Genomic DNA, 13266 nt, shown 5'->3' on the forward strand with positions numbered 1-13266 from the left:
CCCGGAGCTTAACGGCTGCCGCCCACGACCACGGTCACCATCTTCTCCGGCTGCAGCTTGCGGGCGAAGGCGGCCTTGATGTCGGACTGGGTGATCGTGTTCATGCGCGCGGTCCAGGTGTCGAGGTAGTCGAGCGGCAGGTCGTTCCAGGCGATGTTCGCGACATTGCCCAGCAGCTTGCGGTTGCTGTCCAGCAGCAGCGGAAAGCCGCCGATCAGGTTGTCCTTGGCGGCCTTGAGTTCGGCCGCAGTCGGGCCCTCGGCGACGAACTTCGCCAGCACGTCGCTCGAGACCTTCACCGCTTCGGCGGCCTGGTCGGGCCGGGTCTGGAAGCCGATGCGGAACGCGCCCGCGTGCAGCGCCGGCGAGAAGGTGCTGTAGACGCTGTAGGCCAGCCCGCGCTTCTCGCGCACCTGCTCGGTCAGGCGCGAGACGAAGCCGCCGCCGCCGAGCACGTAGTTGCCGAGCGTGAGCGCGAAGTGGTCCGGGTCGGCGCGGCGGTAGCCGGGCTGGCCGATCAGCACGTGCGCCTGGGCCGAGTCGAAGGGAATGCGCTCGTCCTTCGGCGCCGCCAGCGGCTGCACCTCGGGCACGGCCGGCAGTTCGGCGCAGGCGCCCCCCGCGGGCAGCCGCGACAGCAGCGTGGTGGCGATGCCGTCGGCCTGTGCGCGCGTGACCGCGCCGACGATGCTGACCTTGGCGCGGCAGGGCACGATCAGGCGCTCGTAGCGCGCGCGCATGGCCGCGACGTCGATCTGCGCCAGCGTGGCTTCGGTGGTGTCGAGACCATAGGGATGCGAGCCGTAGACGCCTTGCGCAAAGGCTCGCTCAACCCGGGTCGAGGGCTTGGTATTGGCCTCGCGAATCGAGGCGTTGAGGCGCTCGCGTTCGCGCTTCCACACGTCTTCCGGAAACGCCGGCTCGCCGATCTCGCGCGCGGCGAGCCGCACCGCCTTGTCGAGCAGCACCGGATCGGACAGGGTGCGCAGGGTGAAGCTGGTGCGGTCGGAGCCGGCGCCGGCGTCGAAGCTGGCGCCGAGGTCGGCCCAGGCCTCGCCCAGCGYATTCTGGTCCAGTGCCGGTTCATTGACCCCTTGGGGCGGCCCGGCGGCGGGACTCCCATGGGCCCGAATGCCCTTCTCGACCATCGCCGCGGTCACCGAGGCCAGACCGGCTTGGGCCGGCGGGTCGCGCCGGCCGCCGGCGTCGAAGTCGACCTGGACGTCGACGATCGGCAGGGCGTTGGTGGCGGCCAGGTAGACCTTGGCGCCGCTGGGCAGGCTCCAGTGCTGGATCGGGATGGCGGCCTGGGCGGCGGCGCCGAAGAAGATGGCGGCGCCGGCCAGCAAGGTGCGCAGGGCGAAGTCTCGGGAATCGAACATGGACATGCAGCCTTCTTTCAACGCAGCTCGCCCGCAGGCGCTGCAAAACCGCGCGGCCGGCGGTTCGGTTCGGGCGGCAGGGGCCGCAGGGTGGCGGCCGTCATCTGGTCGTCGCCGAAGTACTTCGCCGCCACCGCCTGCACCTGCTCGGCCGTGACCGCCTGGAGCCGGGCGATGATCCGTTCGCTGGCGTCCAGCGGCAGGCCCTGCACCCAGTTGCTGCCGAGCTCGCGCGCCTGCGCCATCACCGAATCGAGCTTGTAGGTTTCGCTGGCCACCCACTGGGTCTTGACGCGGGCGAGTTCGGCCGCGCCGACGCCTTGGCGCGCCACCTTCGCGACCTCCGCGCGCAGCGCGGCCTCCACCGCCTCGGGGGTCTTGCCCGCCGCCGGGACGCCGTCGAGCACGAACAGCTGCGGCCCGCGGCCGACGAAGCCCCCGTAGGCACCGGCCGAATCGGCCACGCGGTCCGGCCCCTGCGTCAGCGCGCGGTCGAGCCGCGCGCCGGGATAGCCGTCGAGCAGGGCCGACAGCACCACCAGCGCATAGGCGTCGCTTTCCGCGGCGCTGTCGAAGGTGTCGCCGGTCCCGATCTGCGGCGTGCGAAACGCCAGCGACACGTAGGCCTGCTCGGCCGGCGCCTTGAATTCGACGCGGCGCACGCCGCGCTGCGCGGGCTCGGTGCGCGGCTTGCGCTGCGGCACGGCACGCGCCGGGATCGAGCCGTAGTACTTCTCGGCCAGGGCTCGCACCTTGGCGACATCGACGTCGCCCGCGACGACGATCGCCGCGTTGGATGGAACGTACCAGGCCTGGAAGAAAGCGCGGGCGTCGGCCGGCGTCATCGACTCCAGGTCGCTCATCCAGCCGACCACCGGACGGTGGTACGGCGAGGCGGTGAAGATCGCGGCGTTCTGCTGCTCGCCGAGCAGCGCGCGCGGCTGGTCGTCGGTGCGCATGCGGCGCTCCTCCTTGACGACCTCGATCTCGCGCTTGAACTCGTCGTCGGGCCACTGGTTGCTGGCGAAGCGGTCGGATTCCAGCTTCATGACCTGCTCCAGCTGCTCCGCCGGGATCTGCTGGTAGTAGCCGGTGTAGTCGCGGGTGGTGAAGGCGTTCTCGCGCCCGCCCAACGCGGCCACGCGGCGCGAGAACTCGCCGGGCTTCAGGTTCTTGCTGCCCTTGAACATCATGTGCTCGAGCACGTGCGCGACGCCCGAGGTGCCGTCGACCTCGTCCATCGATCCGACCCGGACCCAGAGCATCTGGACCGCGGTCGGGGCCCGCCGGTCGGGCTTGACGATCAGGGTCATGCCATTGGAGAGCGTGAACTGCTGGGCCGGGACCGGCGCTGTGGCGGCGGTCGCAGTGGTGGCGGGATCGGCAGGCGCGGGGGCGTTCTGGGCCAGGGCGGGCAGGCCAGCCAGCGCCATCAGCACCGAAGCCAGCACCGCACCCGACGCAGCGCGGCGTGGCAAGGGGTGTTTCATAGAATGGCTCGGATTGTAAAAAGCGCCCAATGTTCAGTTTCTTCAAGAAAAAACCTGCGGCCGAGAGCCCGGCGCCGGTTCCCGAGCCTGCGGCCCCGCCGGCCGAAATGCCTGCGGCAGCCCCGAAATCGGTCTTTTCGCCCTCCAGCTGGTTCGGCGGCAAGCCGGCGGCTGCGCCGGCACCCGTGGCGGCACCTGCACCTGCACCTGCGCCTTCGCCTTCGCCTTCGCCTGCACCTGCAGCGGCACCCGTGACCGCGCCAGCGCCGACGCCAACGCCGATGGCCCCCGCCCCTGCACCGGTGGAAGTGCCGGCCCCCCCCCCTCCTCCCGCATCGGCGCCGCTTCCGGCGCCGGCCCCGACACCTGCGCCCCCGCCCGAGCGCAGCGGCTGGCTCGGCAAGCTGCGCAATGGCCTGCGCAAGACCGGCAACAGCATCACCGCCGCCTTCGTCAACGCGCAGATCGACGATGCGCTCTACGAGGAACTGGAGGAGGCGCTGCTGATGGCCGATACCGGCGTCAAGGCCACCGAGCACCTGCTTGAGGACCTGCGCCGCCGCGTCAAGAGCCAGATGGCGACCGACGCCGCGCAGGTCAAGCTGCTGCTGGCCGACGCGATCACCGACCTGCTGCGGCCGCTCGAGAAATCGCTGGTGATCGGCGAGCACACGCCGACCGTGATCATGGTCGCCGGCGTCAATGGCGCCGGCAAGACCACCTCGATCGGCAAGCTCACCAAGCACCTGGCCAACGAAGGTGCCTCGGTGCTGCTGGCCGCGGCCGACACGTTCCGGGCCGCGGCGCGCGAGCAATTGCTGGTCTGGGCCGACCGCAACACGGTCGAGATCGTGAGCCAGGAAGGCGGCGACCCGGCCGCCGTGAGCTTCGACGCGGTCAACGCCGGCAAGGCGCGCGGCAAGGACGTGGTGCTGGTCGACACCGCCGGCCGGCTGCCGACCCAGATCCACCTGATGGACGAACTCAAGAAGATCAAGCGGGTCGTCAACCGGGCCGACCCCACGGCGCCGCACGAGGTCCTGCTGGTGATCGACGGCAACACCGGCCAGAACGCGCTGGCGCAGGTCAAGTCCTTCGACGAGGCGCTGGGCCTGACCGGGCTGGTCGTGACCAAGCTCGACGGCACCGCCAAGGGCGGCGTGCTGTGCGCGATCGCGCGCGAACGGCCGATCCCGGTCTATTTCATCGGCGTCGGCGAGAAGCTCGAGGACCTGGAAACCTTCGACGCCCGCGAATTCGCCCAGGCATTGCTCGGATAGCGCGCCAGCGGCCTTCGGTGGCGGCCAGCCTGGTCTATTACGCGACGCTGCGCTCCCCGGCCTTCCTCGCGACCATGCTGGTCGGCACGGTCGCCCTGCTGGCGCTGGTGCACGCGATGGGCGATCTTGTTTTGCCGGTGTCCGCCGTCATCTTCGTGGTGGCCTGGATCTTCCAGTTCATCGGCCACAAGATCGAAGGCCGGAAACCTTCCTTCTTCGAGGACATCCAATACCTCTGGGTCGGCCCGCTGTTCGTACTGTCCAGGCTTTTCGAGCGTCTCGGCCTCCGCTGGTAGGCCTGGAGGCTTGTGGCCCAGGCTATCGACCCCATAGAAAATAAGGGGGAACCCTTGCCTTAGCACTCCCTCTAACCGAGTGCTAATATGGCCATGAAAGAAGGAGTTTCCCGAATGACAACACTGTCTGGAGCCTCTGCCAACCAGCTCGCCGTCGCCAATCCCTGGTCGATGGTGCCGCCGCTGGGTAACTTGGACGCCTACATCTCGGCAGCCAACCGCCTGCCTTTGCTGACGCTCGAAGAGGAGCAGGGCTTCGCGCGCAAACTGCGCGACGACAACGACCTCGAAGCCGCCGGTGCGCTCATCTTGTCGCATCTGCGCCTTGTCGTCTCTATTTCCCGCCAATACCTGGGTTATGGCCTGCCGCACGGCGACCTGATCCAGGAAGGCAATGTCGGCCTCATGAAGGCCGTYAAGCGCTTCGATCCCGACCAGGGCGTCCGGCTGGTGAGCTACGCCATGCACTGGATCAAGGCCGAGATCCACGAGTACATCCTGAAGAACTGGCGCATGGTCAAGGTCGCGACGACCAAGGCCCAGCGCAAACTGTTCTTCAACCTGCGCTCGATGAAGCAGGGTTTCAAGGCCGATTCGGCCGCCGCCGACGGTGGCACCCACCGCGAGACGCTGAGCCCGGACGAGGTTTCGCAGATGGCCACGCGGCTGAACGTGAAGCCCGAGGAAGTGCTCGAGATGGAAACCCGGCTCTCGGGCGGCGACGTGCTGCTCGATCCGAGCCCGTCCGACGACGGCGACGACGGCTTCGGCCCGATCGCCTATCTGGCCGACGCCACGCAGGAGCCAACCGCACAGCTCGAATCGCGGCAGCGCGACCGGCTGTCGACCGACGGCATCTCGACCGCGCTGGAAGCCCTGGACGAGCGCAGCCGCCGCATCGTCGAGGAGCGCTGGCTCAAGGTCAACGACGACGGCTCGGGCGGAATGACGCTGCACGACCTGGCTGCGGTCTACGGCGTGAGCGCCGAGCGCATTCGCCAGATCGAGGTGGCAGCGATGAAGAAAATGAAGAAGGCCTTGGCCGAATACGCCTGAAGCGCCCTTCTCCCTCGCATCAAGCCCGGCCCCGTGCCGGGCTTTTCTTTTTCAGGCCGCCTCGGGCGCCCGCTTCGCCAGCGTCCTCGACGCCCGACGCACGATGTAGCCGGTTTCGGCCGAGTCGCTCTCGGCCAGCCAACGGTCGCAGGTGGCTTCGACCCAGTCCGGTTGCGTGCGGCTCGCGTCGTTGAGCCAGTTGGCGACCGAGTTCTGGACATAGCGGCTGGGGTCCGACCTGAGCGGCTCCAGCAGCGGCAGGCCGAGCCAGGGCTCGGCCTTGAGGCGCTCGATCTGGGCGCACCAGACGCCGCGCGGCCGAGTCAGTTCGCTGGCGAAGCGGCGAATGTTCGGGTCCGGGTCCGCCGTCCAGGGCTGCAACCGCTCCAGGGCCTCGTCGAGCGAGCGGATGGTCGCGTCGCGCACCGCCATCCACGCCATCTCGCGCACGCCGAAATGCGGATCGGCCGCAAAGCGCCGGGTGGCCTCCAGTTGCCCGGCCAGCGACAGGCCCGACATCGGGATCCACTGCGTCGCCCAGCAACGCGCCACGTCGCTCGGATGGGTGGCCAGCCGATGGGCCACCGCGTCGCGCTCGGGATGCGCGGCCGTGAGGTCGTAGAGCGCCCGCGCGATGTGGCCGTGGCGCTRCATCGGCTTGAAGGCTGCCAGCATTGCGAAGGTGTCGCCCAGGCGTTCGCTGGCCGCATCGAGCCCGATCTGCGCGGCCACGCTGCGCGCCAGCCTCGGCAGCTCCAGCGCCATGAATTCGTTGAGATTGACGGTCTCGAGCAGGCCGTCGTTGAGTGCCTCCAGCACCTCGGGCGGGATCAGCGCCATGCGGAAGGCGCCCTTGCGCTGCAGCAAGTGATCGACCGAGGCCACGGCGCTCAGGACTTGAGCAGGGCCTGGAGGTCCGCCACCATCGGCGCCACGCCGGCGCCATAGCGCGCGTAGAGCCGCAGCCGGCCCTGCGGGTCGTAGACGAAGCTGGCCGCCGAGTGGTCCATCGAATAGCTCGTCGGGGTCTTGCCGTCGACCTTCTTGAAGTAGACCTTGAAGTCCTTCGCGAGCGCCGCGAGCTGGTCGGGCGTCGGGATCAAGGCGACGAAGGAAGGGTCGAAGGCGCCCATGTAGGCCTTCATCACTTCCGGCGTGTCGCGCGCCGGGTCCACGGTGACGAACAGCACCTGCAGCTTGTCGCCATTGGCACCCAATTGCTGCTTGACCTGCGCCATCTCGCTCATGGTGGTCGGGCAGACATCCGGGCACTGGGCATAGCCGAAGAACAGCACCACCGCCTTGCCCTTGAAGTCGGCCAGCGTGCGAGTCTTGCCGTCGGCATCGGCCAGCGAGAAATCCCTGGCGTAGTCGGCGCCCGTGATATCGATCGCATGGAAGCTGGGCTTGGCTTCGGAGCAACCCGCGAGCTGGACGCCCGCGAACGCGGCGACGCCGGTCCAGGCCAGGGTTTGGAGCAATTGCCGCTTGTTCATGGGTTCGATCATCGGAGGTAGTGGTCGACCAGCAGCGCGGCGAACAGCACGCTCAGGTGGATCAGCGAAAAGCGGAAGGTCTTGCGTGCGAGCGCGTCGGAATAGTGGCGCCACAGCGCGAAGGCATAGCCGGTGAAGCCGATGCTGACGCCGATCGCGACCACCAGGTAGAGCCAGCCGCTCATGCCGTAGATGAAGGGCATCAGGCAGGCAGCGAACAGGATGAAGGTGTAGAGCAGCACCTGAAGCCGCGTGAACTCATTGCCGTGGGTCACGGGCAGCATCGGCAGTCCCGCCTTGCGGTAGTCCTCGACCCGGTAGAGGGCCAGGGCCCAGAAGTGCGGCGGCGTCCACAGGAAGATGATCAGGAACAGGATCAGCGCCTCGGGGCCGACGTCGCCGGTCATCGCGGCCCAGCCCAGGACCGGCGGCATCGCGCCCGAGGCGCCGCCGATCACGATGTTCTGCGGCGTCAGCGGCTTCAGGATCACGGTGTAGATCACCGCGTAGCCGACGAAGGTCGCGAAGGTCAGCCACATGGTCAGCGGGTTGACCGTGAACCACAGCAGGGCCGAGCCCGCCGCGCACAGCGCCGCCGAGAAGCTCAGCGCCTGCCGGTCGCTGAGCTGGCCGCGGGCCGTCGGCCGCCAGGCGGTGCGCTTCATCTTGGCATCGATGCCCTTCTCGACCAGGCAATTGAAGGCCGCCGCCGCACCGGCGACCAGCCAGATGCCGAGGCAGGCCAGCGCGCCCTGCTGCAGGTCGGCCAAGGTCGGCACGCCGGGGACCGCGAGCACCATGCCGATCAGGGCACAGAAGACGATCAGTTGCACCACGCGCGGCTTCGTCAGCGCATAGAACTGGCGCAGCACGCTGGCGGTGGTCGGGACGGGAACAGACACGGGGGCGCTCATCGGGCCACCTCCATTTTGGGAACACGGGCGCCGGCGCCGGCCGCACTGCGGGCGCCCTCGCGACGGCTTTCGCACAAGGTCCAGGTCAGCACCACCGCGAGCGCCGCGGCGCCGCCGGTGTGCAGCAGTGCCGCCGCGAGCGGCCAACCGAGCAGCACGTTGCCGAGGCCGCTGGCGAGTTGCAGCAGCGCCAGCACAGCGAGCCAGCGCGCCTGGGCGCGCAGCGGCTCGATGCGATACAGACGCCAGGCCAGCAGGCCGATGGCGGCGAACACGAGGTAGGCCATCAGGCGGTGCGCGTAGTGGATGGCGGTGAGCGCGGCAAAGTCGATCGGGGCGCCGGCGGTGGTCTCGCCGAGATGGCGCCAGATCTCGAAGCCCTGGGCGAAGTCCATGGGCGGCCACCAGCTGCCCTGGCAGGTCGGGAACTGGGTGCAGGCCAGCACGGCATAGTTGGTGCTGACCCAGCCGCCCAGGGCGATCTGCAGGCCCAGCAGCGCGGTGGTGGCGATCAGCAGCGTGCGCAACGCCGACGGCAGGGCCGTGGGCAGGCGCTGCAGCGCCGCCTGCTGGTAGCGCACGGCCTGGATGCAGAGCAGCGCCAGCAGCGCCACGGCGCCCAGCAGGTGCAGCGTGACGATGGCGGGGAAGAGCTTCCAGGTCACGGTCATCGCGCCGAAGGCACCCTGCAGGCAGACCCAGGCCAGCGTGGCGGCGGGCCACCAGGCGCTCAGCGCGCGCTCGCCGCGGTGGTCGGGCAGGCGCTGCCGCCGGCGTGCGACCCAGGTCGCGATCGCCAGCACCAGGATCAGGAAGCCGACCCCGGTGGCCAGGTAGCGATGGACCATCTCGACCCAGGCCTTGCTGTGGGTCACCGGCCCGGTCGGCTGCGCGGCTTGCGCCATCGCGATGTCGTGGCGCGCGCCGAGCGGGCTGGCGTTGCCGTAGCAGCCGGGCCAGTCGGGGCAGCCCAGGCCCGAGTCGCTCAGCCGGGTGAAGGCGCCGAACAGCGTCAGGTCGAAGGTCAGGAACAAGGCGAGCACGGTCAAGGCATGCAGCCGGCGCGCGGCACCGGCGCCCGCGTTGCGCCGCCAGACCCAGATCAAGGGCCCCAGGGCCAGCAGCACGCCGACCGCCAGCAGCCAGGCGATCGGCTTGAGGTCGTAGAGCGAGGTCGTGTCCATGGCGGGATCAGCGGCCTGCGTCGTCCCAGGACGAGGAGGCGCGCAGCAGCCGGTCGAGGTCGCGCTTGCCGCGGCTGGCGCCGGCGGCGTCCATGCGGGCCGGAAAGCGCATCATCAGGTTGCCCAGCGGGTCCACCACGAAGAGGTGTTCCGCCGGCGCGTGGCCCGCGCTCGCGGGCAGCCACTTCGCGATCTCGGCGGCCGGCAGGCGCAGCACGGTCGCGCCGCGCAGGCCGTTGGCCAGGCGTTCGGGCAGCGGTTGCGCATCGCTGACCAGCCAGACGCGGTCGAGCCGGTCTTTTTCGCGCCCCAGGCTCTCGCGCAGTTGGCGCTGCAGATAGAGCTGCTGTTCGCACAGGGCGTCACAGGCCGCATCGGCCACGGTCAGCAGCAGCCACTGGCCCTTGAGCGACGGCAGCCGGACCGTCTTGCCGTCCGGCTGCGTGCCCTCGATGTTCGGCAGCGGCCGCTGCGGATCGATCAGCTCGCCGTAGACGCTGCGGCCCTCGGGACGCACCACGTAGTAGGTGAAATAGGAGGCGACCACCGGTGCCGCGCAGCACAGCAGCACGAAGATCATCTTCCAGCGGCCCTGGACCGTGCGCCGGCCTTCGGCGCCCGCGAGCGCCTGGCGCGGCGACGGCATCGAGTGGACGGTCAGGCCGAGCGGCTCGTCAGCCACGGCGGGCAAGGCGTGCGCGGCGGAAGGGGGCGATGAATTGAAACCAGACATAGAGGAATACCACGAGGGCCGAGAGGCCGAACCACTGGAATGCATAACCGTAGTGCTTTTCGACACCCAGCGCAGGGGCCGGCCAGTCGCGCTGCAAGCCCTCGGACGCCGAGCCGGTCTGCTGCAGGGAGACATCGGTCCGCAGGGGCAGACCGGTTTCGGCGCGGAACGCTTCAAGACCGAGATTCTGCCGGATGAGCGAAGACCCCGCGGGCGCTGGCGTCGTCGCGGCGGAATCGGCCTTGCCCAGTTCCAGCAGATGAGCCGGCGGCGGCGCGATCCTGGCGGTCACTTCGACCAGGCCGGCCGGCGTCTCGATCGCCTCGAGCCGGGTCCGGTCGGTGAAGTTGCGCTGGATCCAGCCGCGCTGGATCAGCAGGGTCTGGTCGCTGCCTTCGAGCGCGAAGGGCGTCAGCACGTAGAAGCCGGGCACGCCATGCATCTGGCGGTTGTCGAGGTAGACCGTGTGCGGCGCCAGCCAGAGTCCGTGCAGCCGAACCGGCCGGTGCATCTGGGCGGCCGCATCGCCGAGCGCCAGGAAGGCCTCCTGGTCGAGCGGCGGCAGGTTGTTCTGGGCGTCGATCTCGGCCTGCAGCGCTTCTTTCTGCGCCGCCCGCGACAGCTGCCAGCGACCCAGCGAGACCGTGGCCGCGAGGGTCAGCAAGGCGACAGCGGTGACGAGCCAGAAGCGGCCGGTGCGCGGGCCGCGAACCGTGTCCGGGACATCCGCGTTCAAGGCCGCGGGCGGCGCCGACGGCCGATAATGTGGGTCATGAAATACCTTGTCGCCCTCGCCTTCCTGGGCATCCTGGGCAGTCTCGCGGTGGCGCTGTTCTTCATGTTGAGGGACGGGCGCGAGGGCCGCGCCAAGAGCAGCGGCATGGCGCGCGCGCTCACGGTTCGGATCGGACTTTCGGTCGTTTTGTTCCTCTGCGTCCTGCTGGCGTGGAAATTCGGCTACATCCAGCCGGGGGGCCTCCCGATCGGCAAGTAGGTGATGCTCGTTCCACGAAATCCATGAAAAAAGCGCCTCGCGGCGCTTTCTTTTTTTGCCGTCGCTGAAGCTCAAAGCCAATAGACCAGGAAGTACAGGCCGAGCCACACGACGTCGACGAAGTGCCAGTACCAGGCGGCGCCCTCGAAACCGAAGTGCCGCTCGGGCGTGAAGTGGCCGCTGCGCAGGCGCAGCGTGATGAAGAACAGCATCAGCATGCCGATGAACACGTGCAGACCGTGGAAGCCCGTGAGCATGAAGAAGGTCGATCCGTAGGCGCCGGAGCTGAGCTTGAGGTTCAGCTCGGTGTAGAGGTGGTAGTACTCGTAGCCCTGGACGCTCAGGAAGCTGAAGCCCAGCAGCACGGTCAGCCACATGAAGCGAATGGTCTGCGCACGATGGCCGGCACGCAGCGCGTGGTGGGCGATCGTCAGCGTGACGCCGGAGCTCAGCAGCAGCGCGGTGTTGATGGTCGGCAGCCAGAACGGGCCGACGGTCTGGAAGGGCTCGACGATGCCGGCCGGCGAACCGGTCACGCCGACCGCCGCCGTGGGCCACACGGCCTTGAAGTCGGGCCACAGCAGCGCGTTGTCGAGGCTGCCCAGCGCGGGCAGCGCATGCGTGCGCGCCCACCACAGTGCGGTGAAGAAGGCGCCGAAGAACATCACTTCGGAGAAGATGAACCAGCTCATGCTCCAGCGGAACGAGAGGTCGACCTTGTGGCCGTACAGGCCGCCTTCGCTTTCGCGGATCGAGGCGCTGAACCAGACGTAGAGCGTGCCGAGCCAGACGATCATGCCCGCCAGCAGCGACCAGGCGCCCCACTGGTGGCCATTGATCCATTGGGCCGCGCCCAGGATGACGAAGAGCAGGCCGGTCGCGGCCATGACCGGGTAGGCCGATGGCCCGGGCACGAAGTAGTAGGGCGTGGTGCCGTGGGTGGTTGAGCTCATATCAGATCCTGGCTTTCTTCTCTCGATTCGAATTCTGTGGGATGTGTGTGTTCAGGTTGCGGCCACCCAGCGCACCAGCAGGATCAGCCCGGTCACGAACAGTGCGACGGCGACGAAGGCGACCGCGATGATGTGCAGCGGATTGAGCTTGGCGAGGTCGTCCTGGTAGCCGCTCTTCTTGCGGACACCGAAGAACGACCAGCAGACGGCCTTCACCGTCCGCCACAGCGACCCCTTGTGCGCGACATCCGAGGCGCTCACGAGCGCGGCTCCATGACGACGGCGCCATTGGCCGCCACCGGTGCCGGCGGGGTCTTGCCGCCGACCTCGAAGAAGGTGTAGGACAGCGTGATGGTCTTCACGTCCTTGGAGATCTTGGGATCGATCACGAACGCCACCGGCCACTGCTTCTTCTCGCCGGCGTCGAGCGTGTACTGGTTGAAGCAGAAGCACTCGAGCTTGTTGAAGTAGGGCGCGGCCTGCTGCGGCGCGTAGCTCGGGATCGCCTGCGCCGCCATGCGGCGGTTCTGCACGTTCTGGAACTCRTACATCACGGTGTTGAGCTGGCCCGGATGGACCTCCATCGAACGCTGCGCGGGCTTGAAATCCCAGAGGCCGCGCACGTTGGCGTCGAACTCGACCGTGATGGTGCGGCTCATGTCGACCTGGGTGTTGTCGGGCACGCGAACCTTGTCGCCGCCGGTCGCACCGCCCGGGACCTGCAGCTCGGACAGGGCCAGGATGTTGATGCCGGTCATCTCGCAGATGGCGCGGTACATGGGCACCAGCCCATAGCCGAAGGCGAACATGCCGGCCGCGACGACGGCCAGCTTGCCGACCATGCGGACGTTCTCGCGGCGGATGCGTTGGCCGATGCCCATACTGCCCTTAGCGGCCTATCCAGACCATGCGGACAATGAAGCCGATGAAGAACAGCACGGCAATGGAGGCCAGCGTGAGCCCCATGCGGCGGTTGTTCCTCTTCTGTTCGGGTGTCATGAGGCGCTCGAGGTTCAGCCGATCACGCGGGTGGCGGTCGCGTCCAGCTTGGGCGGGGTCTCGAAGGTGTGGAACGGCGCCGGCGACGGCACTTCCCACTCGAGGCCTTCGGCGGCTTCCCACGGCTTCTGCGGGGCCTTCTCGCCCTTGCCCATCATCGTCGGCAGGACGATGAAGAAGAAGAAATAGACCTGCGCGAGACCGAAGGCGAAAGCGCCGACGCTGGCCACCGCATTGAAGTCGGCGAACTGCATCGGGTAGTCGGCATAGCGGCGCGGCATGCCCGCCAGGCCCAGGAAGTGCATCGGGAAGAAGGTGATGTTGAAGGAGATCAGCGACCACCAGAAGTGGACCTTGCCGCGGGTCTCGTTGTACATCACGCCGGTCCACTTGGGCGCCCAGTAGTAGTAGCCCGCGAACATCGCGTACAGCGAGCCGGCCACCAGCACGTAGTGGAAGTGGGCGACGACGTAGTAGGTGTCCTGCAGC

At 68.5% G+C, this 13266-nt stretch carries 16 protein-coding genes and 1 pseudogene; 4 read left to right on the forward strand and 13 right to left on the reverse strand.

Going from position 1 to position 13266, the window contains the following annotated elements; all coding sequences use genetic code 11:
* Nucleotides 1-8: 8 nt before the first annotated feature.
* Nucleotides 9-1382: a M16 family metallopeptidase gene (locus AC1D2K_RS04285; protein ID WP_478086564.1), complete on the reverse strand. Its 1374-nt coding sequence runs from the start codon at nucleotides 1380-1382 to the stop codon at nucleotides 9-11.
* Nucleotides 1383-1399: 17 nt separating this feature from the next.
* Complete coding sequence (locus AC1D2K_RS04290) at nucleotides 1400-2872, reverse strand: M16 family metallopeptidase (RefSeq protein WP_478086565.1); 1473 nt, start codon at nucleotides 2870-2872, stop codon at nucleotides 1400-1402.
* 29 nt (nucleotides 2873-2901) lie between these two features.
* Here AC1D2K_RS04290 and ftsY point away from each other — a divergent pair, with 29 nt between their 5' ends.
* The 3 genes and pseudogenes from ftsY (at nucleotide 2902) to rpoH (ending at nucleotide 5504) form a co-directional block, all read left to right on the forward strand.
* Nucleotides 2902-4152 (forward strand): signal recognition particle-docking protein FtsY, encoded by a 1251-nt coding sequence (gene ftsY / locus AC1D2K_RS04295; protein WP_478086567.1) that lies wholly within the window; start codon nucleotides 2902-2904, stop codon nucleotides 4150-4152.
* Nucleotides 4153-4169: 17 nt separating this feature from the next.
* Nucleotides 4170-4448, forward strand: a pseudogene (locus tag AC1D2K_RS04300) (Mpo1-like protein); the annotation flags it as partial.
* 114 nt (nucleotides 4449-4562) lie between these two features.
* Nucleotides 4563-5504 carry an RNA polymerase sigma factor RpoH gene (rpoH, locus tag AC1D2K_RS04305; protein WP_478086568.1) on the forward strand — a complete coding sequence of 314 codons (942 nt, stop codon included), beginning with the start codon at nucleotides 4563-4565 and terminating at the stop codon, nucleotides 5502-5504.
* Nucleotides 5505-5555: 51 nt separating this feature from the next.
* Here rpoH and AC1D2K_RS04310 read toward each other — a convergent pair whose 3' ends face one another.
* From AC1D2K_RS04310 to AC1D2K_RS04335, 6 genes are read right to left on the reverse strand one after another with little or no spacing between them, the layout of a single operon-like run.
* Nucleotides 5556-6389, reverse strand: a complete 834-nt coding sequence (locus AC1D2K_RS04310) for a DNA alkylation repair protein (protein WP_478086570.1) — start codon at nucleotides 6387-6389, stop codon at nucleotides 5556-5558.
* Between the two features lie 5 nt (nucleotides 6390-6394).
* Nucleotides 6395-7000 carry an SCO family protein gene (locus AC1D2K_RS04315; protein WP_478086571.1) on the reverse strand — a complete coding sequence of 202 codons (606 nt, stop codon included), beginning with the start codon at nucleotides 6998-7000 and terminating at the stop codon, nucleotides 6395-6397.
* 8 nt (nucleotides 7001-7008) lie between these two features.
* Complete coding sequence (gene cyoE / locus AC1D2K_RS04320) at nucleotides 7009-7914, reverse strand: heme o synthase (protein WP_478086572.1); 906 nt, start codon at nucleotides 7912-7914, stop codon at nucleotides 7009-7011.
* On the reverse strand, nucleotides 7911-9098 hold the full coding sequence (locus AC1D2K_RS04325) for a COX15/CtaA family protein (RefSeq protein WP_478086574.1): 1188 nt from the start codon (nucleotides 9096-9098) through the stop codon (nucleotides 7911-7913). Before AC1D2K_RS04325 ends, cyoE begins: the two co-directional genes overlap by 4 nt.
* Nucleotides 9099-9105: 7 nt before the next feature.
* Nucleotides 9106-9831, reverse strand: a complete 726-nt coding sequence (locus AC1D2K_RS04330) for an SCO family protein (protein WP_478086575.1) — start codon at nucleotides 9829-9831, stop codon at nucleotides 9106-9108.
* The gene (locus tag AC1D2K_RS04335) at nucleotides 9773-10567 is read right to left on the reverse strand and encodes an SURF1 family protein (RefSeq protein ID WP_478086577.1); all 795 of its coding nucleotides are present in this window, start codon (nucleotides 10565-10567) and stop codon (nucleotides 9773-9775) included. Before AC1D2K_RS04335 ends, AC1D2K_RS04330 begins: the two co-directional genes overlap by 59 nt.
* Before the next feature lie 36 nt (nucleotides 10568-10603).
* Here AC1D2K_RS04335 and AC1D2K_RS04340 point away from each other — a divergent pair, with 36 nt between their 5' ends.
* Nucleotides 10604-10825: a twin transmembrane helix small protein gene (locus tag AC1D2K_RS04340; RefSeq protein ID WP_478086578.1), complete on the forward strand. Its 222-nt coding sequence runs from the start codon at nucleotides 10604-10606 to the stop codon at nucleotides 10823-10825.
* A gap of 71 nt (nucleotides 10826-10896) precedes the next feature.
* Here AC1D2K_RS04340 and AC1D2K_RS04345 read toward each other — a convergent pair whose 3' ends face one another.
* The 5 genes from AC1D2K_RS04345 to AC1D2K_RS04365 all read right to left on the reverse strand — a co-directional run.
* Entirely contained in the window at nucleotides 10897-11778 is an 882-nt protein-coding gene (locus AC1D2K_RS04345) for a cytochrome c oxidase subunit 3 (RefSeq protein WP_478086579.1), read from the reverse strand.
* A 51-nt stretch (nucleotides 11779-11829) separates the two neighbouring features.
* Nucleotides 11830-12039: a DUF2970 domain-containing protein gene (locus tag AC1D2K_RS04350; protein ID WP_478086580.1), complete on the reverse strand. Its 210-nt coding sequence runs from the start codon at nucleotides 12037-12039 to the stop codon at nucleotides 11830-11832.
* On the reverse strand, nucleotides 12036-12659 hold the full coding sequence (locus AC1D2K_RS04355; RefSeq protein WP_478086582.1) for a cytochrome c oxidase assembly protein: 624 nt from the start codon (nucleotides 12657-12659) through the stop codon (nucleotides 12036-12038). The genes AC1D2K_RS04350 and AC1D2K_RS04355 overlap by 4 nt, the downstream gene beginning before the upstream one ends.
* Before the next feature lie 7 nt (nucleotides 12660-12666).
* A complete protein-coding gene (locus AC1D2K_RS04360) occupies nucleotides 12667-12777 on the reverse strand; it encodes a cytochrome oxidase small assembly protein (protein WP_286539281.1) in 111 nt (36 codons plus the stop codon).
* A 14-nt stretch (nucleotides 12778-12791) separates the two neighbouring features.
* Nucleotides 12792-13266 (reverse strand): cbb3-type cytochrome c oxidase subunit I (locus tag AC1D2K_RS04365; protein WP_478086584.1); only part of this gene is annotated, 475 nt, incomplete at its 5' end.

This window comes from Variovorax sp. P1_H12_2 (assembly GCF_056405335.1).

Bases quoted from the DNA above. Each gene is read 5' to 3' on its own strand.
- AC1D2K_RS04290 (WP_478086565.1), bottom strand. From the start codon at position 2,872: ATGAAACACCCCTTGCCACGCCGCGCTGCGTCGGGTGCGGTGCTGGCT.
- ftsY (WP_478086567.1), top strand. From the start codon at position 2,902: ATGTTCAGTTTCTTCAAGAAAAAACCTGCGGCCGAGAGCCCGGCGCCG.
- AC1D2K_RS04315 (WP_478086571.1), bottom strand. From the start codon at position 7,000: ATGAACAAGCGGCAATTGCTCCAAACCCTGGCCTGGACCGGCGTCGCC.
- cyoE (WP_478086572.1), bottom strand. From the start codon at position 7,914: ATGAGCGCCCCCGTGTCTGTTCCCGTCCCGACCACCGCCAGCGTGCTG.
- AC1D2K_RS04325 (WP_478086574.1), bottom strand. From the start codon at position 9,098: ATGGACACGACCTCGCTCTACGACCTCAAGCCGATCGCCTGGCTGCTG.
- AC1D2K_RS04330 (WP_478086575.1), bottom strand. From the start codon at position 9,831: ATGTCTGGTTTCAATTCATCGCCCCCTTCCGCCGCGCACGCCTTGCCC.
- AC1D2K_RS04340 (WP_478086578.1), top strand. From the start codon at position 10,604: ATGAAATACCTTGTCGCCCTCGCCTTCCTGGGCATCCTGGGCAGTCTC.
- AC1D2K_RS04345 (WP_478086579.1), bottom strand. From the start codon at position 11,778: ATGAGCTCAACCACCCACGGCACCACGCCCTACTACTTCGTGCCCGGG.
- AC1D2K_RS04360 (WP_286539281.1), bottom strand. From the start codon at position 12,777: ATGACACCCGAACAGAAGAGGAACAACCGCCGCATGGGGCTCACGCTG.